The organism is Paraburkholderia sp. RL18-101-BIB-B, from assembly GCF_046026985.1.
Lineage (GTDB): Bacteria > Pseudomonadota > Gammaproteobacteria > Burkholderiales > Burkholderiaceae > Paraburkholderia.
The window spans coordinates 56,842-83,663 of record NZ_JARESV010000029.1; the positions used below are offsets into that span (position 1 = coordinate 56,842).

Sequence of the window (26,822 nt, forward strand, 5' to 3'; positions counted from 1 at the left end):
GCTGCGCCGGGCTTCACCGGCGCACCGCACGCACCCTGCATACAACGAGAACGTCTCATGAGCGAAATCAAGGAAATGCCGCTGGTCGAACTGTCGGCAAAAGACCTGCCGGCGTACTGCCCGAATCCGGCCATGCCGCGCTGGAGCGCGCATCCGCGTGTCTTTATCGACGTCACGCACGGCGAAGCCAAGTGCCCGTACTGCAGCACGCGTTACAAGCTGCGCGACGGCGAAGTGGTCAGAGGTCATTGAACACGGCGCATTGAGCACTGGTTGCGTGTGGCGACGCTTGCCGGGTCGGCTGCCCGCTTCGCTGCGGGTTGCGTTGCGGGGTTCGCTTCGTGATCGATTGCATGTTGCGCGGTCTGGTTTGTCGTGCGACGGACCAGCGGCGGTGGCGCAGCAAACGGTGATCACACCAACGCGAACTCGCCGCCCGATCCGAAAGCAGGCACGTCACAGCAGCGCCGCCGCCGCGGCGTCTCCGGCCATCCCGGAAGCGCGTCACGCGGCGTGCGGCTTTTCCCCTTTTACTTATCCGAATGCCACGCGCAAGGCTTGCGCGGGGTTTCGTTTCGACACCGGACACTCACTCTGATGCGTCGCGCGTTGGTTATCGCACCGAACTGGATCGGTGACGCATTGATGGCGCAGCCGCTGTTTGCGCGCCTCGTGAAATTGCATCCGCGCATCGTCATCGACGCGGTCGCGCCCTCGTGGGTCGCGCCCGTGCTCGAACGCATGCCGGAAATCCGCGACGTCTACGCCACGGATCTCGCGCACGGCAAGTTGCAAATGCTGCGCCGCTGGCAGTTGGCGAGCGACTTGCGCGACGTGGGCTACGACGCCGCCTACGTGCTGCCGAACTCGCTCAAGTCGGCGCTGATTCCGTGGATGGCGGGCATTCCGTTGCGCATCGGCTATACCGGCGAAAGCCGCTACGGTCTGTTGAACGTGCGTCACGCGAATCCGCGCAAGGACGAGCGCCCGCCGATGGTTGGCCAATACGCCGCCCTCGCCTACGCGCCCGGCGCCAAGTTGCCCGACGACCTGCCGATGCCGCGCCTCGACGCGGACCTGAACGAAGCGTCGCGCGTCTCCGCGCGCTTCAATCTCGACACGCGCGTGCCGCTGCTGGTGTTCTGTCCCGGCGCCGAATACGGCCCGGCCAAGCGCTGGCCGCCCGAGCACTTCGCGTCGCTCGCGCAAATGGTCGGCCAGTCGTTCCCGTACACGCAGATCGTCGCGCTCGGTTCGCCGAAAGACGCACCGCTCGCGCAGGCCATCGCCGAACGAGCGCCGAACGTGCGCAACCTGTGCGGCCAGACCGCGCTGGGCGAGGCGTGCGCGCTGATCTCGCGCGCCAACGCGGTCGTGACCAACGATTCCGGTCTGATGCACGTGGCCGCCGCGCTGCGCCGGCCGCTGGTAGCCGTGTACGGTTCGACCGATCCGCGCCACACGCCGCCCTTGTCCGAGCTTGCGAAGGTACAATGGCTTCATCTCGAATGCAGCCCCTGTTTTGAGCGCGAGTGTCCGCTCGGCCATCTGAACTGCCTGAAGCAGTTGAGCGCCGAGCAGGTATTCGGCGATTTGCGCGGCATGTTGCTCGCGCAACGCTAACAGCCGCTGACACTTGCACGCAACACCGCACGCCCCTGAGCGCGTCGCGTCATGTTCGCGCCTTGCGGCGCGGGCATTCTGGCGCTCGGGTGCGATTGTCCGGTGCCCCGGACTGTCCCGCTGACCGCTGTCCCGCAACCGCGCGCCGCGCACAAGAGACTGACGAGCCATGCCACGTTTTGCCCATATCTTCGAAGCCGCCGCCGATACCCTGAACGCCTATTACCAGGCCGTCGCCGAGGTCAATATCGACAGCTTGATGGGTCTGTGGATCGATGAAGAGTTCGTGAGCTGTATCTGCGCCGACGGCTCCCACCTGCACGGCCTCGACAGCATTCGCGCCGGCTTGCAGATCCAGCTCGAAACCGCGCCGGTTTTCATCGAACCGCTCGATATCCGCGTCTACGACAGCCTCGGCACCGTGGTCTATGCGATCGCCGAAGCGCACCGGCCGGCTGACCCGAAGGCCACGCCTGCCATGGTGTTCACGACTTATGTGATGGTCCACGAACGCGGCGAATGGCGCATCGCGCACATTCACGCGAGTCCGATGCCTAACGAGGCCGCCAGCCAGTTCGCCACGAAGATGCGGCACGGCCAGGGGTCGCTGCACTGACGCGCGCCGCGCGTTTCACTTATTTGTTTTGAAGCAGGCATGAGCACGCCCCGCAGGAAGTCCCTTTTGGGCACGACGCACGATCAATCCGCTCCTTCGGGCGCGGCACGCGCCGCGGCCGCCGTCGAGGCGACTGTCGAGGCCACTGTCGAGTTGCTCTACCGTGCGCCGCTCTGGCTGCCGAACCGGCATGCGCAGACTATCGTCCCGTCGCTGTTCGCGCGCCGCCCCGCGGTCTCGTTTCGACGCGAGCGCTGGGACACGCCCGATGGCGATTTCATCGATCTCGACTGGGTGCAGCATGACGGCCAGCCCGGATCCGCGCTCACGCCCGGCGCTTCACCTCACGTGCCCGCCGATACCGCCCCGCTCTTCGTGCTGTTTCACGGCCTCGAAGGCAGCTCGGGCTCGCACTACGCCGCCTCGTTGATGGCGGCCGCGCGCGAGTACGGCTGGCACGGCGTCGTGCCGCACTTTCGTAGTTGCAGCGGACCGTTGAACCGGCTGCCGCGCTTCTACCATCTCGCCGATAGCAACGAAGTCGACTGGGTGTTGCGGCGTTTGCGCGCCGCGCATCGCGGGTCGATCGTGGCGGCCGGCGTGTCGCTCGGCGGCAATGTGCTGCTGCGCTGGCTGGGTGAACGCCGCGAGGACGCGGCGTCGGTGATCTCGGCCGCCGCGGCGATTTCGACGCCCATCGACGTGCATGCCGGCGGCCGCGCGTTGTCGCAGGGCTTCGGCCTCATCTACACGCGCAGTTTCCTGAAGACGCTCAAGCAGAAGGCCGAACAGAAGCTGGTGCAGTTTCCCGGCCTGTTCGACCGTGACGCGATGCTGGCGAGCCGCACCATGTACGAGTTCGACAACGTGGTGACCGCGCCGCTGCACGGCTTTCGCGATACCGACGACTACTGGAGCACGGCGACCACGCGTCCACTGCTGCCGCACATTCAGGTGCCGACGCTGGTGCTGAACGCGCGCAACGATCCGTTCCTGCCGGCTGAGGCGTTGCCGTCGCGGCATGAAGTGTCGGCGGCCGTGGAACTCGACCAACCCAAGCACGGCGGCCACGCCGGCTTTATGACCGGGCCGTTTCCGGGCCGCATCGACTGGCTTTCGCGGCGCGTGTTCGGCTATCTGGAGCGACACGTCGATCATGGATGACATCGTCAAGCAGGCTTTGGCCAAGTGGCCGAATGTACCGAGTTGCACAGGGTGGCTGATGCTGGACAGGCGCGGCAACTGGCGCATGCGCGACGAGGCCGCGCAGGCGAGCGGTTCGCCCGGTGTGCCGATCCGCCACGAAGCGTTGCTCGGGTTCATCAACCGGAATTACGACGCCGACGAGCGCGGCCAGTGGTTTTTTCAGAACGGCCCGCAGCGCGTGTATGTCGAGTTGGGCTATACGCCGTGGGTGGTGAGGTTGTCGGCCGATGCCGATGCTGGCGGCGCGCTCGCCTTGCAGGATCAAGCGGGCGGCGCGTTCGAGCCCGCAGCCGTATTGATCGATGAAGAAGGCGGGATTCTGTTTACCGATAGCGCGACGCCGCCGAGAATCGCCGTCTTGCACGACCACGATCTCGAGGTGTTTTCCGACCATGCAACGCTGGCGGACGACTCCATGAGCGGAGAGTTTCGCTGGAACAACCAGGTTGTGTTGCCGCTGCAGGCTGTGCGGCGAGGCGATGTTGCTGCGCGGTTTAAATTTGTGCCGAGTCCCGCAGCCGCTGGCGCTTAAGCACTAGCCTGCGCGCTGGGCTAACTCTTCTCGTCCAGCCGCTCCTCCTTATAGCGGCTCTCCATCTCATGCAGCCTCGCGTCGACGGTCGCGAGGTCGTAGTAGCCGATCGTCTTCAGATCTCGCGCGTCCTTCAATTGCCGGATCGCCGAAGGCCACGCTCCCTCGAGCGCGAATTTCTCGGCCATCGCACGATGCTGTGTCAACGCATCGCCCGTGCCCGCGCTAGCCTGGGCGAGATACAGCCACCAGGCAGGCTGATCGGGCTGGGCGCGAGTCTCCTTTTGCGCAAGCGACTGAGCATTGGCAAAGCGGCGCAAGGTCAGCAAGGTGCGGATATGCATGTCGATTGCGGCGTTCGATTGCGGCCAGCGCTTCTGCGCCAACTCGGCCAGACGCGCGGCCTCGTCGTCGCGGCCGGCGCGCCGCGCGATGTCGGCGGACAACACGTCGAGGCTCGGCGAACTGCGCGCCGAGCCGCCCTCGGCCTGCTCGCCCGTCGCGAACGCGGCGCGGGACGACGCCAGCGACGCTGCCGCGTCGTCGTAACGCTCAAGCAGCATCTGCCCATACGCGATGCCGTACCAGTTCGCCGCGACGTTGACCGCCGTGCGGTCCTCGATCTCTGAGCGCAAGCGCGAAATCTCGTCGCCGTACTCGCTACGCGAACGGTCCTGCAGCAGGCGCGCGCGCGCTCGCACAAAACCATATTCGGCCGATTGATGCGGTTGCCGGTAAGGCGCGCGGCGCGCACGGTCCTCCATGTCGGCAATCCGTTCGCCCGTCAGCGGATGGGTGCGCGCGTACGCCGGGATGCCCGTGTCGCTCATCGCGGCACGATCGAGGCGGCCGAAGAAGGTCGTCATTGCGTAAGGATCGTAGCCGGCGCCGGCAAGCAGCAGAAAGCCGACGCGGTCCGCCTCGTGCTCGGCGGAACGTGAGAAACGCAACTGGTTGTCAACCGCGTACGCTTGGCCGCCGATCGCAATTGCGCTGCCCAGGTCGCCGCTGTGCGCGAGAACGCCGGCGAGCACACCGAACAACAGGCCGGCGAGCGCCGCATAGGTGCTGCGTTCGCCGGTCGTGATCATGCGCGAGATGTGCCGTTGCAGGACGTGTCCCATTTCGTGACCCAGCACCGATGCCAACTCGGACTCGGTCTGCGTGGCCACGATCAGGCCGGTGTTCACGCCGATAAAACCGCCAGGCAGCGAGAAGGCGTTGATCTGCGGGTCGCGCACGGCAAATAGATCGAAGTCCGGACGATATCCGCCGATGTACAGCGCGCTCGCCGCCGCGGCAAGTTTCGCGGCAACCGAGTTCAGATAGTCGCGCACCAGCCAGTCGTCGAGATAGTCGGGGTCGCGGCGCAACTCGCGCATCACGCGTTCGCCGAGTTTGCGCTCGGCCTGCGGCGTGAGCGAGCCCGAGCCGCCGCTGCCCAGATCGGGTAATTGCTGCGTGACGATCGGTGCACGCCAATTGGTGTTCACACCGGTATTGCCGGAGAAGCGGCTCTGCGCGCCGCCGTACACGCCGAACACGCCTTGCGCGATATCGGGCGGGACAAGCGGATCGGCGTAGGCATCGGCCGGGCCGCTGACCAGCGGTGGTTCGGCGGGCAACGTGTTGAGCGCCATGCTCGATACGCCGTGCGATTGCGCGAACGCGCCCGGCGGCGCTGCCAGCGCGACAGACAACAACGCAGCAAGGAACCGTTTCGGACGCATCGCGAGGCCGATATGACGAAGTCGGAAAGCGACGCCCGCCGCTCGGACTAAGATAGCGGGCATAGGGCAATTGTAATCAGTCGTCGCGGGAATTCATGTGATTCGCGTCATTGCGATTCGGTGTCTCCGATGATTCCCGCGCCGCTTGCGCCGACGGCGGGTGATGACTGATGACGTTTTGGCCCGCGCAAACGCAGTGCCGCCGCCGTGCGGCTTTACCGCACTGCTATGATAGGCGCCCTCTGAAGGAGCCCAACCATGCCTGAACTCACTCATTTCGACGCCGCCGGCCAGGCGCATATGGTGGACGTCGGCGGCAAGCAGGAGACCAAGCGCATTGCAATTGCGCGCGGCTCGATTCGCATGCTGCCGGAGACGTTCGCGCTGATTCGCGACGGCAACGCCAAGAAAGGCGACGTGATCGGCATCGCGCGGATCGCCGCGATTCAAGGTTCGAAGCGCACCGCCGATCTGATTCCGTTGTGTCATCCGCTGGCGCTGACGCGCGTCAAGGTGGATTTCGAACTCGATGACACGCTGCCGGGCGTGCATTGCACGGTTCAGGTTGAAACGCTGGGACGAACGGGCGTGGAGATGGAAGCGCTGACCGCCGTGCAGGTCGGGTTACTGACTGTGTACGACATGTGCAAGGCGGTGGATCGCGGGATGACGATCACCGATGTGAAGGTGCTGGAGAAGCACGGCGGGAAATCGGGGGATTGGGTGGCGGAGAGTTAAAACGTTGTTTTTAATAATCTTTTTCACCTGCGCTCAAGACATTGTCCGCCAAACCTTGGTGATCGTTGCCAACTCGGCTGGCTTACACAAGGACGCTTAAATCGATCTTGCTCCAATCCTGCTCCACAAGAGGACAGGGATGGCCGCAATTCAGCGTAGAAAAGACAGATGGCAAGCACGAATCCGCCGTCGAGGATTTCCCGTCGAAGTCAAAACTTTCAACACCCGCCAAGATGCTGAGCAGTGGGCGCGATCCGTCGAAGCCGACATGGATCGGGGAAGCTTCCTGAGTCGCAGTGAGGCTGAAGCAAATACGCTCGAAGACTTGATCGAGCGTTACATCACAGATGTGATGCCAACACTGAGAAGCGGGTCGGACGAAATATCACGGCTTCGGGCCACTTGCCGCACCCGACTTGCGAAACTCAGCATGGCCGCGTTGACCCCGAAGGCTGTCGCGGCCTATCGCGACGAACGGCTCAAACAAGTGAAGCCAGCAACGGTGATTCGAGAACTGGCCTATCTATCGGCGATCATCAACCATGCGCGTCGAGAGTGGGACATCAACATCACGAACCCCGTCGCGTTGATTCGTAAGCCACCATCACCACAAGGCCGTGATCGGGTGTTGTCTGCCAACGAAGAAGCACGGCTTCTTGCAGAACTTGTCCCTGCTGGTCGCATAAACGTTTGGCTGCTTCCCGCAACCATCTTAAGTCTAGAAACGGGCATGCGGCGTGGCGAACTCATCGATATGCGGTGGGTGAATGTCAACCTTGGAGACCAGACCGCTCATCTACCCATGACCAAGAACGGGATGGCACGGACTGTCCCACTGTCCAAGAAAGCGGTTGCTACCTTGGCTGCCCTTCCACGCTCCGTTGACGGAAGGGTCATCCCGGTCAAGGGCAACACGCTGCACGCGGCGTTCAGGAAGGCATGCAAACGTGCTGGCATCAAGGACCTTCACTGGCACGACCTGCGACATACTGCAATTACACGCCTAGCCCAGAAGCTGCCAAACGTCATCGAATTGGCCGCCGTCTCGGGACATCGCAGCTTGGCGATGTTGAAGCGGTACTACCATCCTTCTGCGACCGACCTGGCGCGGAAACTTGGGTAGGATGCATCGACAAACAAATCTACTTGCACCGCTCGTCAAGGACCCTGCGGTCGGAATTGGCTTCTCCTCTACCGATTGCGCGAATCCGATCAAGGGTTTCATCCCAATGCGCTGCCATATCTGCGTACTCAGGTTTTTTCAGCACGTTCATATTCTCAGCATGAGCCGCATCCAAGACGCTTCGTAGGTTATGCCGTATTAGGTCCTCGAACGCTGGTTGTAACCATTTTCGGAATGCGATTTCTCGGCGAGTCCGCCATGCGCAAACCCTGAAGAAATCGGCGAGATCATTGGTAGTAAGGGTGATCTCGTCGGCACCATATCGCAGGAGTGCTTCTGTAGTGGCCGCGAAACATTTGTTTGCGTTATCAAAAGCTTCGACTTCTTCATACAACATTCCAAGGTAGAAGCAGCACGCGACACTTCCCTTGCGGGCACCTTCTTTGAACGTCTCGATTGCTAACGTAACGTTTTTAGCAGTTCCCTTTCCATCCCGGTACATTTTCCCAATATACACATATGCATCAAGGCTGCCGAGTTTCGCGGCTTCGCTAAATGAGACGAAAGCTGCTCGATAATCTTGCAGAAGGCTGGGCCTTCCAAAATACAGATCAGTCGCACGGTCCAGCACAGGAAGCCAGTACTGCATTGCACCTATTAGGGCCTTGATGTCGGGCTCGGGACAGATGCTGTCCATTGCGTTTGGCGTCTTCACTTTGTCATGCGCCGAAACGCTTTCGACTGCACCGATGGCGGACATCACGGCGCGAACCACGTCAGCGACCGGCGCGTTAAAGAACTCTCGGTCAGCGGATGGACGAAAGCCCTTGGATTGCAAATATGTGTGGACGAAGTCCTCTGCTGCAACGCAATCTTCAAACAACTGTTCGAAAACAACGATGAACGGTGTCGGCACACCAGTTGCGCGAGACAATTCCGCAGCGCGTTCGGCAGTGCTTCGCGCTGTTCGGCCAACCTTCACAAGTCCCGGCATTGCGCTGTTTGCAAGCACGTACACATACCCTGCATCCATACTGTTTTCTCGTCCGAGAGTTTCGCGCCAAAACGCAATCCGGTGAATTCAGCTATGCCATTCGAGTCGATAAGCCACTACGCGACCTATCAAGGCTACCCAGCTGTCGTGACAAGCTTACTTCGACGGATCGACGGTCCCTTCTTTGCCGGTATAGGGGTTCACGTTCCCTTTCGACGACCAGTTGTCATACTTTGTCCCGTTCGGGTTGGTTTGCTGATGTTCCGCAACATAGGTGCCATTGCTACGCGTGTATCCGCTGACGTAGTGTTCGCCGCTGCTGCTCGAATGGTAGCTGCTGTGTCCGCCGCCAAGACCGCCACCTCGCGCAAATGCAACGGTTGAAATCAGGCACAAGCAGACAGCAATCAATTTGGTTTTCATGATGATCCCCGGATGGTCTATAGAATCGTTGCCAGCTTTCTTTCATTATCTTGCCGGAACCTTGCAATTCTATATCCCTCTGTTCGCTTTACTCACCTATCGAAAACACTATGGACCTTGCCGCCTTGGTTTCTTGGAAGATGATTTACGCAGAATCGGCTGATTCACTTCCATCACTCGGCTTCCCCGGTGTTGGCAGCGAAGTGGTTTCAAACGTCATTGCATGCCGCAACATCCGACAGACTCCGTCTAATCCGGGGAATAGTGTGGCCGCTGTTACCCCCATGAACGCGAGATCACCCAGCGCTTCGGACGCAAATGCTGCTGGAACCTCTGCGGCCATGAGATACCGCACATTCTGATGCCGTTCAATATTGCAGATGAACTGCTCAATGTTTCCGACGTTGGAAACAAGGAAGCGTCCTTGTTGGGCGTACAGGCGGGGATTGTCTCTGGCTGAAACAGACAGGAACAACATGTATGGTTCAAGGAATGGAATGGTCACGATTGGCGGTGAAAACCGCTCAACAAATTCGCGGGTCAACGCATAGACACGCACGCGGTTGTCTCTCGACCGCAACGACCGATTTTCTAATGCATCGGCAAAACCGAAAAATGCCGCGATGTACGGCGACCCAGTCCAGTCGAGCAGCGGCGTCGGCAAACCATGATGCTGCGCCAAGCCGAGTAACACCGAATAGTCAACCGAGTCCCCAAGGTTGATGCGGCGGTTGGTTACAGCTTCCACATGCGAGTGGAAGATTGGCAACGTCTCGGCACAATACCTGTTCAACCGCGTTCTACCCGACCGGTACAGACTTGTTTCTAATCTGAACTGGTTCGATCCATGCCCGCGAAATGCGACACCGCCTTGCGCCCGCACCTCGCCCGCCCACTGCTTGAATTCGTCCCACGAACCGCACTGACGGATGTCGGCAATCCCGCCGCTCGATGGAAGCGGCTTCAACGAAATCTTTCCACCGGGTCCGTCTGCATCTAGCCAAGTACCCCTCAGTCCTGTGCGGGTCGCCTCAAGACTTGCGCGAGTCGATAGCAGCAGTCGTCGAGTGTTTTCATCGACTTGCGGCTCCACCACCTGGCCGCGTTCATCATGCGAGAAAAATCGGGTGGCCTGATATTCTGAAACGTTGCCGTCTTGTGAGATGCGAACACCTAGCGCAGCCACTGTCGGCTGCCCGGCGACGCCCCACCAATGAAGCATGATTTCGTCTGGCCGGTCCTCGTCAAAGCACATCATCACATTTGCTTTACCGGGACGCGTCTCCATCGTTCCGAATAGTTGCTTTTGCATTGGCATAGGTGGCGATGTATGGGATCGGAATGCGCGACGTTAATCGCTGACAATCGGGCTCACGGTTCAGCTTCACGCAGGCAAATAAGTTCGTTTTAACGGTACCAGACGCTTCGTCTCAGCGTCCGTCGCTTCGTAGTGGTCAACCAACGCACGGACAATGTGGTCGGATGTCCAAAGCGTCAGCGGCACGGAAGCACGGTCAGCTTCGTAATACGCTTCCTTGCTGAAACCACCAGTGCTTACGTACAGTCCACGATCATCCGGGTGGCGCCCCCCCAGAAAGCTTCGAATTTGGCTGGTCCCCATCTGACCTTTCCGGTGCTTCACCTCGACGATGATCCGTGGGTGTTCAAACCCGAATCCATCGGGAGACGCGATGATGTCCTTGCCGCGATCACTACCAGCGGGCGAAACCTGCGTCTTATATCCCATCGCACGAAGGATTCCAGCAATGAGTTCCTGCATCTCAGCCCAGTCCAACTTGCTAACGATGTCCTTGATCTGCTCAAGAGCGAGTGCCTCCATCCCCGACAATGGATCGGCTTCGACCTGATCTTCCAGCAATTCCGGGGCTGGCTGCATGGGTTTGCCGGTAGCTTCTCCGAGCAGTTCCTGCATGGCAAATCCCGCTACCACGAACACAGTAAGTGTCGAGCCGAGACTTGATTTGGTAGCATCGGTCAGAGAATCACGTTCGACTTCCTTCTCTTTCCATGCGACAGTCCGCGCAAGTGCCATCTCCGCATCCGTCAGGTCGGCCCGATACTCACATTCGCCTGTTACCCTGCCAATCAGGTAAGTACGGTTCGCGGGCGAATACGTGACGACCCAGTCGTCTATCTTGATTTCGTTCAAGAAGCGCCATACCTGCGACGCTCCCGAGATAGCCGTCTTCTCCTTGGCGGCTGGTTCGATAGATCGGTACAGGTCGATCAGTTCTTTCCGTGTCATGCCGACCTTGGCATGAGGCGCAAGCTGCGTCCAGCCGATGGCCGCAATACCTCTCTCACGAAATTCCTCGTAAAGGCTGCCGCCATCTGCCCGAATCATCCACATTCTGCTCATACATTCCCCGTCGCTTATCGAACGTCATCCGATGACTCGCACGACGTGCATCTTCAATTTTCAGGGCCTCAATAATACAAAAACCGCCGTTGAATTGGCGGTTTCAATCGAGATATTGGTCAGTCAGTGCAACAGTTCGCCGCTGGTCTGCCCTAATGTAGTGTCAGCCACGGCGGGCACCGCGTTCGGCGCACCAAAGTCGATCAGCCCGTCGTCGTTGTAGGTCTGTACGATGAATTCCAGCACTGATCCGAATCGATTGACCACCGCAACGAAGTTCCCCGCGATCAAGCCGTGTGTGTATGGAAGAACGTAGACCACGGTCAGGTCTTCGTCTGGGTCCACAGTGAACACAGGTAAGAACACTTCTTCATTCAACCGCTTCGCCAGCGCGTGCTTCTGGTCGATGGGTGCTGAACCGGATGAACTGCCGATCCGCATTGAGGGAGATGCGATAACCGATGCCGTTCTCGGTTCAAAAACTGATGCAGTCGGACTGGACCATGTAGGGCATCAAGCCGCTATCGCGGATGTGAGCGTCGAGAGTTTCGATGGTGATGTCAGATTCAGTGAAGGTTTTCGTCAAATAGCTTCTCCCGGTTGTTTTGCAGGTTGTAGAGCGGAAACACCGTGCAGACTGACGACTATGAGATCGTCATCAATTGACCAATCAGCGGTTCGACGATCTCGAAGCCGCGCAACGTTTCCAACCATCGCGCCGGAATTCCACTAATCCCGAACCGCACACCAGCCAACCCGCAAGCCACCGCGCAACTCGTATCCGTGTCGTGACCGAAGCTGATAGCAGTCCGAGCAACGTCCTCGAAGGATTCCGCTTCAAGTGCTTTCCGAGCAGTCCATAGGCAATCTGCAACATAGCCGCTCCCACTCGGCTGGTCGGTCTTCGGGAAGCTTCGCAGCACGTCCAGTTCGGCCAGAAACACCTTCCGCTCACGCTGATCGGGCCACTCACCGTAAATCACTTCCAAACGCTGATCGGCCCACGACCAAGGATCGGCTAGATTTCGCAAGTACCCGCGTGCCGTGAGACAGTAAAACGCACACGCGACCAGCGAACGCGGGTGCGCATGAGTCGGCAGCGATTGCAGATGAGCATCTCTGACTAGCGCTTCGTCCGTGCCGATTTGCCACAACGCCAGCGGCAGCATGTTGATTTGCACGGAATCCTGACCCACCCTGCGTAGTAATTTGCATCGAATATTGACCCACGTAGAACACTGACCTGCTCGGCAACGGGCGGGGGAACGGAGTGATCGACGTGGCTATATTGAGCATCATCCGACGCTGGCACTTTCGCGATCATGTGTCGTTGCGCGAGATTGCCAAACGGCTGGGCGTGTCCAGAAACACGGTCAGACGCTACATACGGGCCGGCACCGTACTGCCCGCCTATCCCGAACGCCACAGCCCCAGCAAGCTCGACGGGTTTGCTGCGAAGCTTGCTGGCTGGCTAAAGACCGAGGCGACGCGGCCCCGCAAACAGCGTAGAACCCTCAAGCAGATTCACGTGGCCGTCTACAGCCATGTAACCATCATCCAACCATCGCAGCAGCCGACTGGCGAAATCGGTGAGGACTAGACGACCATCGTCTTGGAGACTGGCAAGCAAACACAGCGCTTGTGCCCCATCGTCGGACAAAGTTCCGGGCGGCACGCCAGCATGTGCGCGATGGAAGCCAACAGGCGGGGTCATCTCGATCAGATGTCGCGCCGGAATTCGTTCCGGTGGTGTGAATTCAAATCCCACGCCAAGTGAATCGCCAACAAGTATGCCGACCAGCCCCCCAATTCGGGCATCGGTGCACCCACGCAACCGAGAAAAGCCTGTTCCTTGTTTCATATCTTGACCCTCAAGTCGCGGTTTAAATGTTGACCGCAGCAGCCTCACATTGTGACGATGCTGCAAACTGGCAGCGCAAATAAAAAGGCCGTCCAGACATGCAACGGCCAAAACACACGCCGCACAACGTCAGAACGGCAATTTCAGTAGGCTAGTTATTGCCTCAACAACGACCAACACGGGGCATCGCGCCGAACTGCATGGAACCCATCAAAACTGGCTGATTACCCGAGCCTTGATCGTCTCGAATTCGGAGTCACTTATCAATCCAGCGTCGAGCATGCCCTTCGCTTTTTTTAGCCGTTCGGTTGGGTCCTCGTTGGCTGTCGAAGACGCACCATCTGCACCAAGTGAACCCTGAAAGCCACCGGATTTCGCCCGTAGCTCTTCCAGTTCACGAAGGCGTCGTTTTTCGCGCCAAGCTTGTTCTTGCGCTTGGCAAATGCGGTAAACGGCTTGAGCCTCTGCTTTCCGAAGACCGACGAATTCGAACGGGCGGACTGCGCCGTTGATCGCAAGGTCCGGCATAGTTAAGGCAGTCACTCGCAAGGTGCTACCAAAGATGCCCGCCTTAACGTGTGCGGACTTGATGTCTTGCCACCGGATGTCCACCGGCGTAAAGCCGCCAATCAAGCCACGGCTAACACCGATCAAACGGCCCGTTGTAGCTGCGACAAGTGAACGACGGTGCAGCAAGGCGAAAAGCCTGCGTTGTACCGCCGTCGATTGAATTTTCTCGCCGGTCACAAGCATTGAGTCCAGCGGCGCATATGCTTTTTCGAGTCCCGCTTCACGCGGGTTGGTCTGTTGTTCGCTCATTTATATTCCCCGTAGGTCTAGTTGTTGGTTTCGCATCCCGTTATGCATGGACATCGGACGCGTGCACAAGTGTATCGTGGCCGCATTGATGAACGAAGCAGGGTTAGGCAACGGATCGCCGGACCCGCATCATCGTCTGACGGCTGGCGTTCATGTACGGCGCGACTTGCGACGATCCGACCAGTCGATCAAGGCGCACGGCACGCCATCTGGTCCAATACCGGTCAGGTCAGGGTGCGGTGATGCCATCGACTGCCGCACGCGCATTATGGTTTGCCGACTGGTCTTCATGTCTCTTGCAGTCTGGGCGACGGACACGCCCTCAGCCAGCTTTTCCGCCACCAGTCCGCGTTGTGCTTCTGTGAGCGCAGACGGACGCCCAAAGACCTTGCCTTCAGCCTTGGCGCGTCGAAGACCCGATTGGGTCCGTTCGATCAAGAGGTCACGTTCAAATTCAGCGACAGCGTTGATGACGCCCATCGTCATCTTCCCCGCAGCACTTGTGAGGTCCACGCCGCCAAGCGCCAGACAGTGAACGCGCACCCCTGTGGCATCCAGTCGCTCGACCGTGGCCCGGACATCCATAGCGTTTCTGCCAAGCCGGTCCAAACGCGTGACGACCAGCACATCGGATTCTTCCAGACGGTCCACCAGCTTCGCAAAGCCTTTTCGCTCCATCGCCGGAACTGATCCCGAGATGGTTTCCGTGACGATTCGCTGCTTTGCTACCGTGAACCCGGCTGCTTCGATTTCTTGTACCTGATTGGCCGTCGTCTGATCGACGGTCGAAACACGGCAATAGCAAAATAGTCGAGTCATCCGCACCTCATATGTCCGTAAAGGAGGTACGAATCGTACCGGGGGTACGCAACGTTTACAAGCTATTTTTCGGACAGGTCGCAGAGAGGTGTACGCAAGTGCTCGATTTCGGACGCCTCGCACAGTGCTCCTCTACCCCAAGCACATTTCAGAACACCGGAGGCTTCCCGCCCACCATGATGGTTGCTTTGTCCCTGTGTTCGTTTCCGATGCTGAATGGAATTCCCGCGTCGCGCAAAGCCTTCGCTATTTCGACGGCTGCGGGATCATCACTTTGAAAGACGTTCAGGCCGGTCCATATGACGCCCAACGGGAACTCCTTCTTGTCCACCACCCAGCCTGCATCCGTGAACGTCTTCAAAATGTCAGCCGCGTACATTCCGGACTCGGGATCACCCATTACCTCTATATTGAACGTATTGGGGTGCTTGGACAGGATCGCAACCAATGCCGCGTGCTGCTCAGCCGTGATTCGGCGATTCGAGAATTTCACACGGAGTTCAGTATTTTGCTTTTCCACTTGCGCCGCGTGCAGGGAGGCGTCAGCGGCGGCCTTGTTCGCCACGGCAGCCGCTTGGTTCGCATGCGCGGCATCGGCCCCCGCACGAGCGATTTCCGTTTCGTTGTTACTAATTCGCAGGTCCGAATAGCGATCTCTGATCTTGCCGGTCCAGATCGTGCCAATCGTGGCGACGGCTACGATGATCGCCCCAACTATCAATGCAATATTGAAGGCGTTGAAGAGTGTGTCTGCTGTTTCTGATGAAATGTTCAGGTTCGGCATATCAGGCTTCACTTGTTAGCGGGTACTGGTCCCCATTCGGATGCCCCGCATATTACGATAGCTGCATGGCGCAACCCTAACGCCACCACGAACGTGCCATCTTTCTTCGGTCAATAAAAGCAAAAAGTCAATGAGCAACCCACGCGCATGGTCCCTACTCGCCGTTGATGGCGCCAGACAATATGGCGGCAACACCGGCTACCAAGACGATCCGTCGCAGGTGTATCGATACGACAGCTTCGTCGCAAATTATCAGCAGGTTTCAAAGAACGACGTGGTCGTCATTCGGTCATCAACAGGCGTACTTGGTGCCGCGCAGATCACTGGCATTGAACTTGGGAAGGGTGAGAAGGAACGGCAACGTTGTCCAATCTGTGGGGTCAGCGACATCAAGCGACGGACTACAATCGAACCGCCGTGGGTCTGCAGAAACCGGCACGAGTTCTCAGAACCAGTACGCGAGACGGTAACGGTCGATACTTTCGCGGCGCACTATGGTGAATCGTTCCGGTCAGCGCCGCCCGGTCTGACGCTGGATCGGTTGGCTGCCGCGGTAGTTCGACCCAACGACCAGATGTCGATTAAAGAAATCGACTTGGCGCGGATCGAACCATGGTTACGAGATGACCCCGATTGCAACTCGTTAGTGAAAAAGTTCGTCATCGGCATCGACATCGATACCGTGAGCACCGCTACGAACGACGATCCTCCGCACTCAGTCATCGAAGCGCGGAGACGAGTGCTTCGAGAATTGAATCAGAGACGCGGGCAGGCGAAGTTTCGAAATCGGCTTATTGCCCGGTACGGTGCCGCCTGTCAGATAAGTCGTTGTGCTTTTCCGGGACTGATGGAAGCCGCTCACATCCGGCCATACGCCGAGACGAATGACAACGGAGCGCACAACGGACTGCTACTTAGAAGTGACCTGCACACCCTGTTCGATCTCGATCTGTTGGCAATCGATCCGTCAACCCTGACCGTCAAGTTGCATCCCGACGTGTGTGCAGCGGGCTACGAAGCATTCGACGGCACGCCCCTTTTCCTGAACGGCACGTCTGGCCCCGATCTGGCCGCACTGTTCGACCGATGGGAGTCTTTTCAACTGAGGCAGACCCCATGAAGATGCATCTAGCCAGTCTGACTTGGTACCGGTGCTAATCCCAGATTGAGTAGTTCGCATGATCCGGTTCGGTGAAGGCCGAAACATCGTGCTTTCCGAACTGGAACCGCACAGGTTCGCTTCCTCCACACCCATCTGCAACCACTTGAACATCATGCGTTGCGCCCTACGGTCGCGTCGCTTCGCGAAGTGACTTCGCCCTCATCTGTCATGGACCTCACAAAAGCGGTACGTCGTTTCTATATAATAAATAGACCAGTTAAGGTTTTTTTCTCCTTACAAGCCGCACAGGTTCGCGCCGCCCGCTACGGAGCAGCATTCAGCAGCAGTCGGCGACGGCACACCGCGTTAGAAACAAAAAAGCCCTTCTAGGACTGGCATCCAAGAGGGGCTATCTACCATCACAAAGTTAAGTGACCACCAGTATTTATCTATGCGCTGCCGATTCGATCCGTCGGCCAGCAACCGAGCGCGTCAGTCTCGAAGAAATCGTGTCAATCATCCGAAGCACCGCCCATCAGGATACGATTGAAGGGGTCAGGCGTGCGCAAACCAAATCCGCGAAGCAAGACATCAAACAAAAGCGCTTGCCCGTCTTCTATCCATCGGCAACCTTCGGCGAGGACGCAAAAGTACACGGTGCCACTGGGATCATCCAGTTCGATGTTGACGTAAGCAACAACGGGGACCTCGATTTCGCCATCCTGAAGCGGGATGTTTGCATGCACCCCGCATGCTTGTACGCCTTCTTCTCGCCAGATCGCGGCTTGAAATTCGGAATCCGCACGGACTTCGCCAAGCTGAAAGATGAGAATACGGATGCCATGATTCAACGATTCAAAGCGGCATACAGGCTTTGCCTTCAAGAAGTCGTTAGCAGTTGTTCGATCCCATTCGTCGCAGATAAGGCAACCGAACATGTCCGGCAGTCGTGCTATTTTTCCCACGACCCCAACGCACTCTATCGACCTGACTGCGATCTCATTCGCCTGAACACTCGTTGCGAGTACCGGCCAGTCGTCTATACCCGGACGGAAGGCGGGGACTTCGCCCAGATCGAGCTTGCGCTTGCCGCAATTCCATCGAGGTTGAGCTATGACGGGCGGCTGCCAGTCAACCTGTGCGTGCTTGCAATGATGGGCGAAGCTGGCATTCCGGTATTGAAAGCGCACTGGCAGACCGATGATCCCCGGAAGCTGGACCGGCAGCTACGCGACCAACTGAAAGGTGCCCGGTTCGGTTCCGTGGCGCTACTGTGGGCTGTGGCACGTGCGCACGGCTACACGCCACCCACCGGAAAACAGAGATGGTCCGTAAAACCTGAACCTTGTGACATTGTCCTCTATCCACTCGCGACACCCGAAGAAGCGACGGAAAAACTGCGCTCTATCGTTCGGCATTTCGTCGATACCAAGCAATCGCAGTTCGTGAATGTCTCAACGGGTGCGGGGAAGACTGAGTCGATCCTCCAAACCATCATCGAATACGTTCCCGATGACACCAAGCTGTTGGTTCTAGTTCCTACGCATAAACTCGGAAAAGAGGTTGTTGAGAGATTCAAGCGACTTCGACAGCAACGCAGGGAAAATGCAAACAATTTGAAAGGCAAGGTCCGGATTAAATTTGTGGTCTCAATAGAGGGGCGCGACCGCGCTTGTCAGAATCCTGAACAACTGAAGGTATTTAAGGACAAACACGTAAATATGCCGTGGGAGTTCTGCTCCAATCACTGCGGCATGCGCGGCGATTGTTCCTATACGCAGCAATTCGACGATCCGCTGTCGAATATTCGCATAATGACTCACGACGAATGGAGAAATGAGCAGTCAGCATGGTTCAGCGGTAGACGCCGTGTTGATGGCAGATACGAACCGCGTCGTGGACACAATGCTTGGAAGCCCGATCTCATCATCATCGATGAAGACTTCGTTCAGGTGGGTAAAGCGATTGGCGAATTCGCCAACACTAAATTCCCATCCTTGGGCCGTGTAATCGAAAGCGTGATGGAAGGCACTTCACTAAAAGATGCCATCTGGATGCACCGTGAGCAAGTGCTAACTGATAGTGACAGGAATTTCCGCATTTCATTACCACCATTCACCAACGCGACTGACTATGTGAAAGCGGTTGAGAGAAATAGGCGACTTGAATCATATTCACCCATCTTGGATCGGCTGGCGACGTATTGTCGTTACGAAGAGGCTGACAGTCTTAATGGTATATGGGTCGAGGAAGGCTGCCTTCATTTTCTTCCGTTGCGATTATCTGCAAAACGCTATGCGGACGTTCCAACACTGTTTCTTGATGCAACCGCAAGCGAAACTGTAGTGAAGAAGCTGTTGCCCCATGTTCCGTTCCATCGGATTTCCGTCAAGCAAAAGGACGACATTCGTTTGTTTCAGCTTTCCGATAAGACTCTCAGTCGAAATTTTCTAAAGAGTGCGACCAATATTGAAAAGATCGTCAGCGGACTAAAATCTATTGTAGGCATGTACAAGAATGTCGGATTGATTACCTATCAAAATACGGAATCGGACCCGATGTTATACAAGACGCTTGGGAATGCGCTTGGCGTGAATCGCGTGGGATACTTTAAGAACCTGCGCGGTGTAAATGAATTTGAGGATGTGGATTGCCTTCTGATTGTGGGTCGATTCCGTCTACCGCCAAGCGCAAGCAGAAATTACGTCCGTGCGATTTTTGGTGAAGACATGACATCCGTTTCGCAATATGGTGATTTACCAGTCAGGATGAAGGACGGGCGAACGGTTGCGCTCAACACATACGTCGCTGAGAATGACTTTCATCAGGCCATACACGATCATTTCAGCCTTGCTGAAACGCTGCAAGCGCTGGGGCGGGGACGACTGGTTCACGGTTCAAAAAAGGATATTTACGTGTTTTCAAACGAAAACCTTACGACCGATACAGAGATTTCAGAATTCTTCAATTTCGAGGACTACTTTGGTTCAAGGACAGAAACTCAGACCAAGCCAAAGTCCACCTTGATTTCAGCTGAGATTATTGACAATCTAAAACGACGTGGGTATCTGCAAGACATTGAAGGTGAACTCACCGAACAACTGAATCTCACCAAGAGTCAAGTAAAGAGACAAAGAGAAATAATTCGCAACGAGTTATCGGCGTCCGGTTTTAAGAGCCTGAGAGTAACAGTTCGATACAGCAACGGAACGACGGGACCACGGAATTACTTTGTTCCAGAAGAATCTGAAAAGCTACATCAGGCGCTGGCCGAGAAAGGTGAGCGATTAGTGAGCGATTGTTAAACTCACAACTATTCGCCATTGGTAGTCGTGTTGCAGCATCGTCTTGACTACACATATCCCCGGTTGCATTCACTGGTTGCAGTCACGGGCTGCATTCCCTCGTTACAGTCGCAGTCCAGTCCAGTCATCAACTATCATTAGCCCCGTCACCATCACCGCCGTCACCGCGTAACCATTCACCGAACACTATGGTGTCGGACTGGCCCTCACCATCAGTACTATCGAGCGACAGTGTACTGATGGTCCGTGTAGCCAAGAAACCGGCGCTTACTGGTCAGCGGCACCATTAAGCCCGCCGTCAGCAGTGGAACTGGACTGTGCGACAATGCCGCCGTGTAGTGTTACTACCATTGATACAGTGCCACGGTGGGTGACAGTCCAGTGGAAGCAACATCGTCACAGTGCCACACGGTGGTCCTCAGTCAACTGGACGCACCGTCGCTACCATCATAAACAGTGTGTCAATGGTCAGTGTAGCCGAGAAACTAGCGCTCACTGGTCACTGCACCAATGCGCCCGCCCGCCAATAGTGGAGCGAGACTGTGCAACAGCGCCGCCGTACACTGTCACTAGCATTGGTACATTGCCACAGTCGGTGAAAGCCCAGTGGCGCAGCCTTAGTACCATCGGATAACTGCGTGCATGTGCTCCGTGCAGTCCGGCAACCATCAGTCACTGGTCGGTCCACCATTGGTAGCACGCCGGAACACCGCAACAACGTGCCGTCAGTCGGTGCACCATTGATACGGTCATTAATCGATAGTGTCAACAGACTGATACCGTACTGGTGAACGATAGGCCACCATCACCTGGTAGTCCTCTACAGTCAGACTGACTGTAGATCAGAACGGTCCGAGTGACATCTCACCAGTGGTACCGTGGTATCGGACCATTGGTAGCGGCAACAGCTACGGTCACAATCATTGGCGACAGTGCACCAGTAAACCTACAGTCACGTATGCAGGCGGCGCAGCAATGGCGACAGGACCATATCTACCAATCGCACAGCGTGCGACCATTGCCAATGCGAGACGCTACCATGAATCGATGGTAGATCGCTGGTCCCTACCGTCTAAGAGATATGGTAGCCGTCTGACATTACTCTGTCGCGGTTCCTTACTGCGCAGTGCGTTCCATTGGCGTCACCTGGTGCTACTGGCAACCAAACATCATCGACAGCGCTTCCAACCACTAGTAGTCAGCGACCATCGCAAGCCATCGGCCATCGTTGCACGACCGCGCATGAAAGTTTGATGTCGTGAACACGATGTCTAAAAGCAGCCTTGTTCGACGAGACAAATGTTCATCGCAGGGCGCGTTCATGGCAAGGCGTTACCAACAGTTCCAGCGACAAACAACGACAGGTTGAACGTAGACCGGCTGAACATAGACTGGTCGGCTTGCTTCCGCTGCTGCGGCGCCCGCTGCAACTGCTGCCGCGCCCGCTAGAAGGCCGGACGCTATGGCGTTGGCAGTCTGTGCGCGATGAGCGGAATCGGCTTGCGCAGCGCTTGCGGTCGTGTAATACATACTCATTTCGGCATTGCACTTATCGCCCCAACTCGTCGGGTTCGCTTTCTTGCATTCCAAGAACGTTTTCCGGTCTTCCTGTGCTTCTTGTTGCGCTTCAGTTGTGCAACCTGCAAGCACTGCTGCCGCGAGAATTACGGCAACTAGTTTTCTCATACCCCACCCCGCGTTGGTCTTTTATATGACATACAAAGACGGCCAGCCGCCGCCGCATACTAACGACACAAACGCCGATTCCATACACCGGGAAAAACCCTGCTGGCGAATCATGCTGCAAGGCACCAACGCGAAGCACAGATGAAAAAATAGCCCGTCCAAACGGACAGGCTGTCAAGCACACGCCGGGAGATCAAAGCTTCCCGGACGCGTTGCGGTGGCCCGACGCGGGCCATCGTACAGTCATGGTTCGCTGCAACAAATCATCGGCGGGTCGAATCAAGCCTTGCTTGGAGCAGGTAAAGCATTCGGAGTTTCAGCGTCGCTCGTAGAGTCATTTGCGATGTTAAGAGATTTCGCAATTCTATCTTTCATCCATACGTGCAGTTTTTCTGCTAAAACTTCCAAGAATTTGGCCCCGCCGTCAAATTCAGAAAATTTCGTAGAATAGGACGTCCAATCGGTTACCGTAGATGATTTATGTTCACCCCATGCCACCTCTTTGTATTCCGTAAAACAGAACGAAATCTGAATTTCAGTTTTTGAAAGAAAACAAGCTATCCATGCAGCGTACTTCTTCAGATTCGGCTGCCAAGGATTAAATTCGATAAAAGCCGAAGAAAATGGCATACCCTTAACCTGCGTCGTCACACCGTCGATCACATCACGGTATTTCGTCACAGTTTTCTCAGGCATTCCACTATTCATCATCCGCGCTATTGACCCAAACGGATTGTCTGCTGGTGCCTCGTATGCTTCTCTGTTGTAGGTGGGGGCCACAAAAAATCCACGAGCATCCTCGTTCGCCCATTTCCCGAGAACTGCCGCGTTTGGCACAGAATAATTATCACGAAACTCTTTCACCACTTCGAATAGTGGCGTGAGTTCACCGAGAATATTACGACTTTCAACGTTTTTCTTGAAATCCGATACGTGCTGGATTGCTTGATTTACCGTTACATAATCTCTGGCTAAAGCACTAACCGTATCAACGAAGCTGCGCCGCTCCGCAATGGGAATGGATTTCTCATCGTCGTCTTTCTTTGCAACGCGTCGCGCCAATCGTTCCCGAACTTCGGGCGAAAATTCACCGAAAACCTCTGTGAAACTACCCTGAGTTACAAATAGCGGCTTTTGCTTCGAATCTCTTTGAAAAGCATCTGAAATATAATCAATTACGTCCTTATACCGAACGGAATCCAGCGAAGAAGAAGCGATAGCCTCAACGAAAGATCGGGTGAAGTAACTCAAATTACTTGTCGCCCACGACCGCTGATCGCTTTGAGAACTACACAGAAAATAGCAAGTTTCAAAAATATTTTGCGTCGAGGATTTCATATATTCTGAAAAACCAGCGCCGTCTTTGATATATGGCATTCCAGAATAACAAGCATCAATCACCTTCACAACGACTTTCGGCCCCAATTTCCGTAGCAGGTTATCTAATTCGTTATTCGTGAGTGAGGTCTGCGCAGGCCTAGCTGGCGAGTAGTCTCGAAGCAAAAAACGAAACTCGTCTTCGACAAAATCACCATGTCCCGTGAAATAGAAGAAGAGTTCATCTACATCATCCGCGCTGTGTCGGATGATGTAGTCTGCAATGCGGGATTTCGTATGTTGACCGTCTTCGCCGGATGGCACAACAAAGATTTCATCGAATTTACCCGCACCGTTCAAAAGCTCATGCATAGCAGCTACGTCATTTACGCATGCTGGCAATGCACTTTCGCCGTCAACATAATCTGTCACACCAACGAGTATTGCAAGATTCTTCGCCATTTTTCTTAATATCGGTTTGTAGACCGTCGGTTGCCATGTCAAAGGCACGATCCGCGTTGCAATTGCCTCATAAACCTGATGTGCTATCACTTGCCATGTTCCAGCACTTCGTCTCACACGGCAGCGCTCACTTTATGCCGTAATACCTGCCTATGGTATCGGCCAGCAAGTTGCCAGCAGCACCGATTCCGACGCCCCAAACGCCGTTAATTGCCTTCGCGGTCATCGTGGTCATCCACGCTTTGATCTTCGGGCCGAATTGTCTCGTCTCGGCAACGACAATCGGATCGTCTTCATCTACAGCAGCTTTCAGTTCTGCCACGTCTGCTTCACTGACACCCCTATCCCTGAAGGCTTTCTCCAACGAAGCGAAGTCGCCCTTGTTCACGGTGTTCGTGATCGTGGTCGCATTGTTGTTCCCGAAAACGAACGTTGCGTTATCACCGAAAACGGCAGATGCAAGCATCCCCGGCGCATCGATACCCTTCGCGGCTTCCTTCATCTTGTCGTCTGTCACGTCGCCAAGCTCCCCTTGCAGATTGAGCGCGAAGTCCAGCAACCGTGACCGAACTTCGATGAGAACATTTACGATTTGCGTAGGTTCAAACTGTACCCACGCCCTGTCGATATGAAAACTTGGGTCAATTCCGCCCTTTGCGAGAAGTGCATAGAACTCCGGCTGGACGGGTCTCATCAAGGAGTCTGCTCCTTTGGACAGTTGCTCCAACACCTGAACTGATTGACGTAATTTCTCGATACGGAATTTCTCCCGCATTTCTTTATCAAGATGTGCCGTCGGCAACTGTGTCGCTGGGTGCCGCCAAGCAATGTTAGAAACGTCACCATGAAGGCGTATTGGGATGACTCGATAGTCCGGCACCGACAGATCCTTCGGGTAGCCATTGAGTTCGTCATTCACCCAACCAGCCAGCTCCTTGTGGCCGATCCGATGCATCAGCACTTTCGTTTTAAGAAGCGCATCCGTCAATGAACCATCTTTGTCGCTCAGAAGGTTGACGATCTCTTCGAGTAATCGCATTTACCGTGCTGCCGTGACGAGATAGGAAATATTACCGGAAAGATACGAGGAAAGAGAGTATTGCCGCCTGAATTCGTGCCGGTGGTTCCGTGACACACCGGTAGTGAGATCGGAGCAATCTTGGTGCAGGATGTCACTCGAGGCATGTTCACGCGTGGCTGAATCGCGTAAACTTTTGGCGGGCGTTAGGACCGCACATTGGACTGTTCCAATTGTGCTCCGACGCCGCTCCACTTAACCAATTGGATTGGTCAAGATCGAATGGATGTCGCAGGATAAGTCATTGATTTATAAGACCGACACACAGGACGCCGAACGGCATCCAGAATGTGCAAGGCGGTGGATCGCGGCATGACGATCACCGATGTGAAGGTGCTGGAGAAGCACGGCGGGAAGTCGGGGGACTGGGTGGCGGATTGATGACCGTTTGCGTCATCGCCCCGCTCCATCTTTAACGCTTTGAAGCAAACGCGGCGGCTCACTCCTCGTCGCTGTCGTCGTCCTCATTGACGTCATCCGACGGCATGCCGTAGCGCTTGACCAGTTCCGCCTTGAAACCGGTCAGTGTTTTCTGCTCGTCGCAAAGCTCGTACAGATAGCTCAGTTGCGACGGCCAGTCCTTCAGTTCCGTGGCGAAGATTTTCAGGCGTTCGACAGTATCGAGTGCCGCTGCCTGATCGCCGCTCAACGCCTGCAGCACCGCATACCGACGCAACACGGTTTCGCCCGGCAGCAGCGCCATCGCCTGTTTGTGCATGGCGAGCTTGTGTTGCAGATCCATCGAATTCATCGGCAAGAGCGTCGCGAGACCGTACTCGCCCCACGCCTGGAACAGGAACGACGGGTCCGCACGATACTGTTCGGCAGGACGCTGGCCGTAGTACAGCACCTCGGCGCGCGCGTAGTCGCGATAGACCGGATACAGCGCGGCCAGACCGCCGAACACCACCACGGCAAACGCGCCGAACGACAGGCGTGCCGGCACGAGGCGCAGCGGCCGCGTTTCCAGCAGGCCGAACACGAACATCGCCGGCAACAGGAAGAACATGTACTGCTGCGGATATTCGACGAGCGCGTGCATGACCAGCACGCCGATCAACGCAATGCCGAACACGCGCGCCGAGCTTTGCGGCGCGCGCACCACGCGTATGAGCCACGTAATCAGCCCGAACAGCACGATCGCGAGGCCGATCAAGCCGGTCTTCGCCAGCAGGTCGATAAAGATGTCGTGCGAATTGTTGGCGATCTCGACGCCGCCGAGCGTCTTCGCGAACTCGTACTGATAGCTCGGAAATTCGCCCCAACCGACGCCCAGCAACGGATGCGTCTTGAACATCGTCCAGCCGTACTTCCACAGCGCGAGGCGCGGCGCGATCTGGCCTGCATCCTGAAAGCGTTCCGCGGCGGACTGTCCGAGCTCCAGGTGATAGTGAACGTTGGCCCAGCGGATCAGCGCATTGATCACGAAAAACAGCACGGCGAGCGCGATCGGAATGATCCATTCGCGATTGCTGCGGCGTAGCTGCAACTGATTGCGGGTCTGCGCGAACGCCATCCAGAAGCCCGCCACGACGATCACGCCCATCTGCAGCCACGGACCACGCGACACGGTCAGCGCGAGGCCGACCGCGAAAATCGTCGACACGAGGAACCAGATGCTGACGGCAATCCGCCGCGTCTGCACGAGGAACAACGCCCCCGCCATCGCAAACGCGATATAGGTGGCGAGGTGATTGGCCTGCGCCATATTGCCAAACGGCCGGCGCTCGACGGTCACGTTATAGGCAACCACGAGCGGCGACACGCGCACTTCGAGGTGAAACAACTGGATGATCTGGCAGAACACCGCGAACAGCCCGCCGACGATCAACGCCCCGGCCGCCCAGCGCAACGCGGTCTCGTTGAGTTTGGCGCGCGTGAAGCCGTAACCGGCGTGCGTCGCCATGAAGGCCGCCAGCAGATAGCCGCCGCCGAGCCAGTTCATCGACGGCTGCGACACCGGCAACACCACCGACTGCGCCACCAGCAGCAGCCCGAACAGCAACGGCACCAGCGCGACCACCGGCGACGCGAACGTCACACGCGGCTTGGCGCTCGCCACCAGCAGCACGACGCCCGCGCCGGTCAGCAGATACAGCGCGAGCGCGGTGAATTCAGCGTAAAAGGTCGGAATCGGATACGTATGGTTGACAACTGCATAAGGCAGCACCAACGCGAGGGCCAACAGAATGAAAGACAGATAGCGCGCGAAAGGGGTGGGCAT

Annotated in this window: 23 protein-coding genes and 2 pseudogenes; 11 read left to right on the top strand and 14 right to left on the bottom strand. The window is 56.9% G+C overall.

Annotated elements, in window-relative coordinates:
• The first annotated feature begins 57 nt into the window (after window positions 1–57).
• The 5 genes from P0D73_RS30845 to P0D73_RS30865 all read left to right on the top strand — a co-directional run bounded on the left by P0D73_RS30845 (window position 58) and on the right by P0D73_RS30865 (window position 3,977).
• Window positions 58–252, top strand: a complete 195-nt coding sequence (locus P0D73_RS30845) for a zinc-finger domain-containing protein (protein ID WP_042321180.1) — start codon at window positions 58–60, stop codon at window positions 250–252.
• 345 nt (window positions 253–597) lie between these two features.
• The gene (waaF, locus tag P0D73_RS30850; protein ID WP_012434242.1) at window positions 598–1,623 is read left to right on the top strand and encodes a lipopolysaccharide heptosyltransferase II; all 1,026 of its coding nucleotides are present in this window, start codon (window positions 598–600) and stop codon (window positions 1,621–1,623) included.
• Window positions 1,624–1,792: 169 nt separating this feature from the next.
• Window positions 1,793–2,239: a nuclear transport factor 2 family protein gene (locus tag P0D73_RS30855; RefSeq protein ID WP_408181847.1), complete on the top strand. Its 447-nt coding sequence runs from the start codon at window positions 1,793–1,795 to the stop codon at window positions 2,237–2,239.
• A 39-nt stretch (window positions 2,240–2,278) separates the two neighbouring features.
• The gene (locus P0D73_RS30860) at window positions 2,279–3,403 is read left to right on the top strand and encodes a YheT family hydrolase (RefSeq protein ID WP_408287693.1); all 1,125 of its coding nucleotides are present in this window, start codon (window positions 2,279–2,281) and stop codon (window positions 3,401–3,403) included.
• Complete coding sequence (locus P0D73_RS30865) at window positions 3,396–3,977, top strand: DUF2946 family protein (protein ID WP_408434314.1); 582 nt, start codon at window positions 3,396–3,398, stop codon at window positions 3,975–3,977. Before P0D73_RS30860 ends, P0D73_RS30865 begins: the two co-directional genes overlap by 8 nt.
• Window positions 3,978–3,997: 20 nt before the next feature.
• Here P0D73_RS30865 and P0D73_RS30870 read toward each other — a convergent pair whose 3' ends face one another.
• Complete coding sequence (locus P0D73_RS30870; RefSeq protein WP_408434317.1) at window positions 3,998–5,707, bottom strand: M48 family metalloprotease; 1,710 nt, start codon at window positions 5,705–5,707, stop codon at window positions 3,998–4,000.
• A 258-nt stretch (window positions 5,708–5,965) separates the two neighbouring features.
• Here P0D73_RS30870 and moaC (P0D73_RS30875) point away from each other — a divergent pair, with 258 nt between their 5' ends.
• Together moaC (P0D73_RS30875) and P0D73_RS30880 are read left to right on the top strand one after the other, a co-directional pair.
• Window positions 5,966–6,445 (top strand): cyclic pyranopterin monophosphate synthase MoaC, encoded by a 480-nt coding sequence (gene moaC / locus P0D73_RS30875; protein ID WP_408434320.1) that lies wholly within the window; start codon window positions 5,966–5,968, stop codon window positions 6,443–6,445.
• 139 nt (window positions 6,446–6,584) lie between these two features.
• Complete coding sequence (locus tag P0D73_RS30880) at window positions 6,585–7,568, top strand: tyrosine-type recombinase/integrase (RefSeq protein WP_408434323.1); 984 nt, start codon at window positions 6,585–6,587, stop codon at window positions 7,566–7,568.
• A 19-nt stretch (window positions 7,569–7,587) separates the two neighbouring features.
• Here P0D73_RS30880 and P0D73_RS30885 read toward each other — a convergent pair whose 3' ends face one another.
• The 6 genes from P0D73_RS30885 to P0D73_RS30910 all read right to left on the bottom strand — a co-directional run bounded on the left by P0D73_RS30885 (window position 7,588) and on the right by P0D73_RS30910 (window position 12,534).
• Window positions 7,588–8,601 (bottom strand): GIY-YIG nuclease family protein, encoded by a 1,014-nt coding sequence (locus P0D73_RS30885; protein WP_408434326.1) that lies wholly within the window; start codon window positions 8,599–8,601, stop codon window positions 7,588–7,590.
• Window positions 8,602–8,718: 117 nt separating this feature from the next.
• The gene (locus tag P0D73_RS30890) at window positions 8,719–8,985 is read right to left on the bottom strand and encodes a hypothetical protein (RefSeq protein ID WP_408434329.1); all 267 of its coding nucleotides are present in this window, start codon (window positions 8,983–8,985) and stop codon (window positions 8,719–8,721) included.
• Between the two features lie 145 nt (window positions 8,986–9,130).
• Window positions 9,131–10,297 carry an FRG domain-containing protein gene (locus P0D73_RS30895; protein WP_408434332.1) on the bottom strand — a complete coding sequence of 389 codons (1,167 nt, stop codon included), beginning with the start codon at window positions 10,295–10,297 and terminating at the stop codon, window positions 9,131–9,133.
• Between the two features lie 72 nt (window positions 10,298–10,369).
• The gene (locus tag P0D73_RS30900) at window positions 10,370–11,365 is read right to left on the bottom strand and encodes a restriction endonuclease (RefSeq protein ID WP_408434335.1); all 996 of its coding nucleotides are present in this window, start codon (window positions 11,363–11,365) and stop codon (window positions 10,370–10,372) included.
• A 123-nt stretch (window positions 11,366–11,488) separates the two neighbouring features.
• A complete protein-coding gene (locus tag P0D73_RS30905) occupies window positions 11,489–11,806 on the bottom strand; it encodes a hypothetical protein (RefSeq protein WP_408434338.1) in 318 nt (105 codons plus the stop codon).
• A gap of 203 nt (window positions 11,807–12,009) precedes the next feature.
• Complete coding sequence (locus P0D73_RS30910) at window positions 12,010–12,534, bottom strand: ADP-ribosylglycohydrolase family protein (protein ID WP_494478262.1); 525 nt, start codon at window positions 12,532–12,534, stop codon at window positions 12,010–12,012.
• A 101-nt stretch (window positions 12,535–12,635) separates the two neighbouring features.
• On the opposite strand from P0D73_RS30910, the pseudogene P0D73_RS30915 reads away from it, so the two are divergent.
• Window positions 12,636–12,893: pseudogene (locus P0D73_RS30915) on the top strand (helix-turn-helix domain-containing protein); the annotation flags it as partial.
• On the opposite strand, the gene P0D73_RS30920 reads toward P0D73_RS30915, so the two are convergent.
• The 4 genes from P0D73_RS30920 to P0D73_RS30935 form a co-directional block, all read right to left on the bottom strand.
• Window positions 12,837–13,226, bottom strand: a complete 390-nt coding sequence (locus P0D73_RS30920) for an ADP-ribosylglycohydrolase family protein (RefSeq protein WP_408434344.1) — start codon at window positions 13,224–13,226, stop codon at window positions 12,837–12,839. The pseudogene P0D73_RS30915 and the gene P0D73_RS30920 sit on opposite strands and share 57 nt — an antisense overlap.
• A gap of 210 nt (window positions 13,227–13,436) precedes the next feature.
• Window positions 13,437–14,045 (bottom strand): PH domain-containing protein, encoded by a 609-nt coding sequence (locus P0D73_RS30925; protein WP_408434347.1) that lies wholly within the window; start codon window positions 14,043–14,045, stop codon window positions 13,437–13,439.
• Window positions 14,046–14,195: 150 nt separating this feature from the next.
• On the bottom strand, window positions 14,196–14,864 hold the full coding sequence (locus P0D73_RS30930) for a recombinase family protein (protein WP_408434350.1): 669 nt from the start codon (window positions 14,862–14,864) through the stop codon (window positions 14,196–14,198).
• 148 nt (window positions 14,865–15,012) lie between these two features.
• Entirely contained in the window at window positions 15,013–15,648 is a 636-nt protein-coding gene (locus P0D73_RS30935) for a hypothetical protein (protein ID WP_408434353.1), read from the bottom strand.
• A gap of 130 nt (window positions 15,649–15,778) precedes the next feature.
• Between P0D73_RS30935 and P0D73_RS30940 the strand changes: the two genes are divergently transcribed.
• The gene (locus P0D73_RS30940) at window positions 15,779–16,768 is read left to right on the top strand and encodes an HNH endonuclease (protein ID WP_408434357.1); all 990 of its coding nucleotides are present in this window, start codon (window positions 15,779–15,781) and stop codon (window positions 16,766–16,768) included.
• Between the two features lie 413 nt (window positions 16,769–17,181).
• A complete protein-coding gene (locus P0D73_RS30945) occupies window positions 17,182–20,055 on the top strand; it encodes a BT4734/BF3469 family protein (protein WP_408434360.1) in 2,874 nt (957 codons plus the stop codon).
• 1,965 nt (window positions 20,056–22,020) lie between these two features.
• On the opposite strand, the gene P0D73_RS30950 is transcribed toward P0D73_RS30945, so the two are convergent.
• Together P0D73_RS30950 and P0D73_RS30955 are read right to left on the bottom strand one after the other, a co-directional pair.
• Window positions 22,021–23,610 carry a caspase family protein gene (locus P0D73_RS30950; RefSeq protein ID WP_408434363.1) on the bottom strand — a complete coding sequence of 530 codons (1,590 nt, stop codon included), beginning with the start codon at window positions 23,608–23,610 and terminating at the stop codon, window positions 22,021–22,023.
• Between the two features lie 37 nt (window positions 23,611–23,647).
• The gene (locus P0D73_RS30955) at window positions 23,648–24,559 is read right to left on the bottom strand and encodes an AbiTii domain-containing protein (RefSeq protein ID WP_408434366.1); all 912 of its coding nucleotides are present in this window, start codon (window positions 24,557–24,559) and stop codon (window positions 23,648–23,650) included.
• 321 nt (window positions 24,560–24,880) lie between these two features.
• Between P0D73_RS30955 and moaC (P0D73_RS30960) the strand changes: the two are divergent.
• Window positions 24,881–24,979 (top strand): annotated as a pseudogene (gene moaC, locus P0D73_RS30960) (cyclic pyranopterin monophosphate synthase MoaC); the annotation flags it as partial.
• A gap of 58 nt (window positions 24,980–25,037) precedes the next feature.
• On the opposite strand, the gene P0D73_RS30965 reads toward moaC (P0D73_RS30960), so the two are convergent.
• A complete protein-coding gene (locus tag P0D73_RS30965) occupies window positions 25,038–26,822 on the bottom strand; it encodes a PglL family O-oligosaccharyltransferase (protein WP_408181824.1) in 1,785 nt (594 codons plus the stop codon).

Coding starts and splice junctions, on each gene's coding strand:
- P0D73_RS30845 (WP_042321180.1), top strand. CDS start 58: ATGAGCGAAATCAAGGAAATGCCGCTGGTCGAACTGTCGGCAAAAGAC.
- waaF (WP_012434242.1), top strand. CDS start 598: ATGCGTCGCGCGTTGGTTATCGCACCGAACTGGATCGGTGACGCATTG.
- P0D73_RS30855 (WP_408181847.1), top strand. CDS start 1,793: ATGCCACGTTTTGCCCATATCTTCGAAGCCGCCGCCGATACCCTGAAC.
- P0D73_RS30860 (WP_408287693.1), top strand. CDS start 2,279: ATGAGCACGCCCCGCAGGAAGTCCCTTTTGGGCACGACGCACGATCAA.
- P0D73_RS30865 (WP_408434314.1), top strand. CDS start 3,396: ATGGATGACATCGTCAAGCAGGCTTTGGCCAAGTGGCCGAATGTACCG.
- P0D73_RS30870 (WP_408434317.1), bottom strand. CDS start 5,707: ATGCGTCCGAAACGGTTCCTTGCTGCGTTGTTGTCTGTCGCGCTGGCA.
- moaC (WP_408434320.1), top strand. CDS start 5,966: ATGCCTGAACTCACTCATTTCGACGCCGCCGGCCAGGCGCATATGGTG.
- P0D73_RS30880 (WP_408434323.1), top strand. CDS start 6,585: ATGGCCGCAATTCAGCGTAGAAAAGACAGATGGCAAGCACGAATCCGC.
- P0D73_RS30885 (WP_408434326.1), bottom strand. CDS start 8,601: ATGGATGCAGGGTATGTGTACGTGCTTGCAAACAGCGCAATGCCGGGA.
- P0D73_RS30890 (WP_408434329.1), bottom strand. CDS start 8,985: ATGAAAACCAAATTGATTGCTGTCTGCTTGTGCCTGATTTCAACCGTT.
- P0D73_RS30895 (WP_408434332.1), bottom strand. CDS start 10,297: ATGCAAAAGCAACTATTCGGAACGATGGAGACGCGTCCCGGTAAAGCA.
- P0D73_RS30900 (WP_408434335.1), bottom strand. CDS start 11,365: ATGAGCAGAATGTGGATGATTCGGGCAGATGGCGGCAGCCTTTACGAG.
- P0D73_RS30905 (WP_408434338.1), bottom strand. CDS start 11,806: ATGCGGATCGGCAGTTCATCCGGTTCAGCACCCATCGACCAGAAGCAC.
- P0D73_RS30910 (WP_494478262.1), bottom strand. CDS start 12,534: ATGCTGCCGCTGGCGTTGTGGCAAATCGGCACGGACGAAGCGCTAGTC.
- P0D73_RS30920 (WP_408434344.1), bottom strand. CDS start 13,226: ATGAAACAAGGAACAGGCTTTTCTCGGTTGCGTGGGTGCACCGATGCC.
- P0D73_RS30925 (WP_408434347.1), bottom strand. CDS start 14,045: ATGAGCGAACAACAGACCAACCCGCGTGAAGCGGGACTCGAAAAAGCA.
- P0D73_RS30930 (WP_408434350.1), bottom strand. CDS start 14,864: ATGACTCGACTATTTTGCTATTGCCGTGTTTCGACCGTCGATCAGACG.
- P0D73_RS30935 (WP_408434353.1), bottom strand. CDS start 15,648: ATGCCGAACCTGAACATTTCATCAGAAACAGCAGACACACTCTTCAAC.
- P0D73_RS30940 (WP_408434357.1), top strand. CDS start 15,779: ATGAGCAACCCACGCGCATGGTCCCTACTCGCCGTTGATGGCGCCAGA.
- P0D73_RS30955 (WP_408434366.1), bottom strand. CDS start 24,559: ATGCGATTACTCGAAGAGATCGTCAACCTTCTGAGCGACAAAGATGGT.
- P0D73_RS30965 (WP_408181824.1), bottom strand. CDS start 26,822: ATGCCCACCCCTTTCGCGCGCTATCTGTCTTTCATTCTGTTGGCCCTC.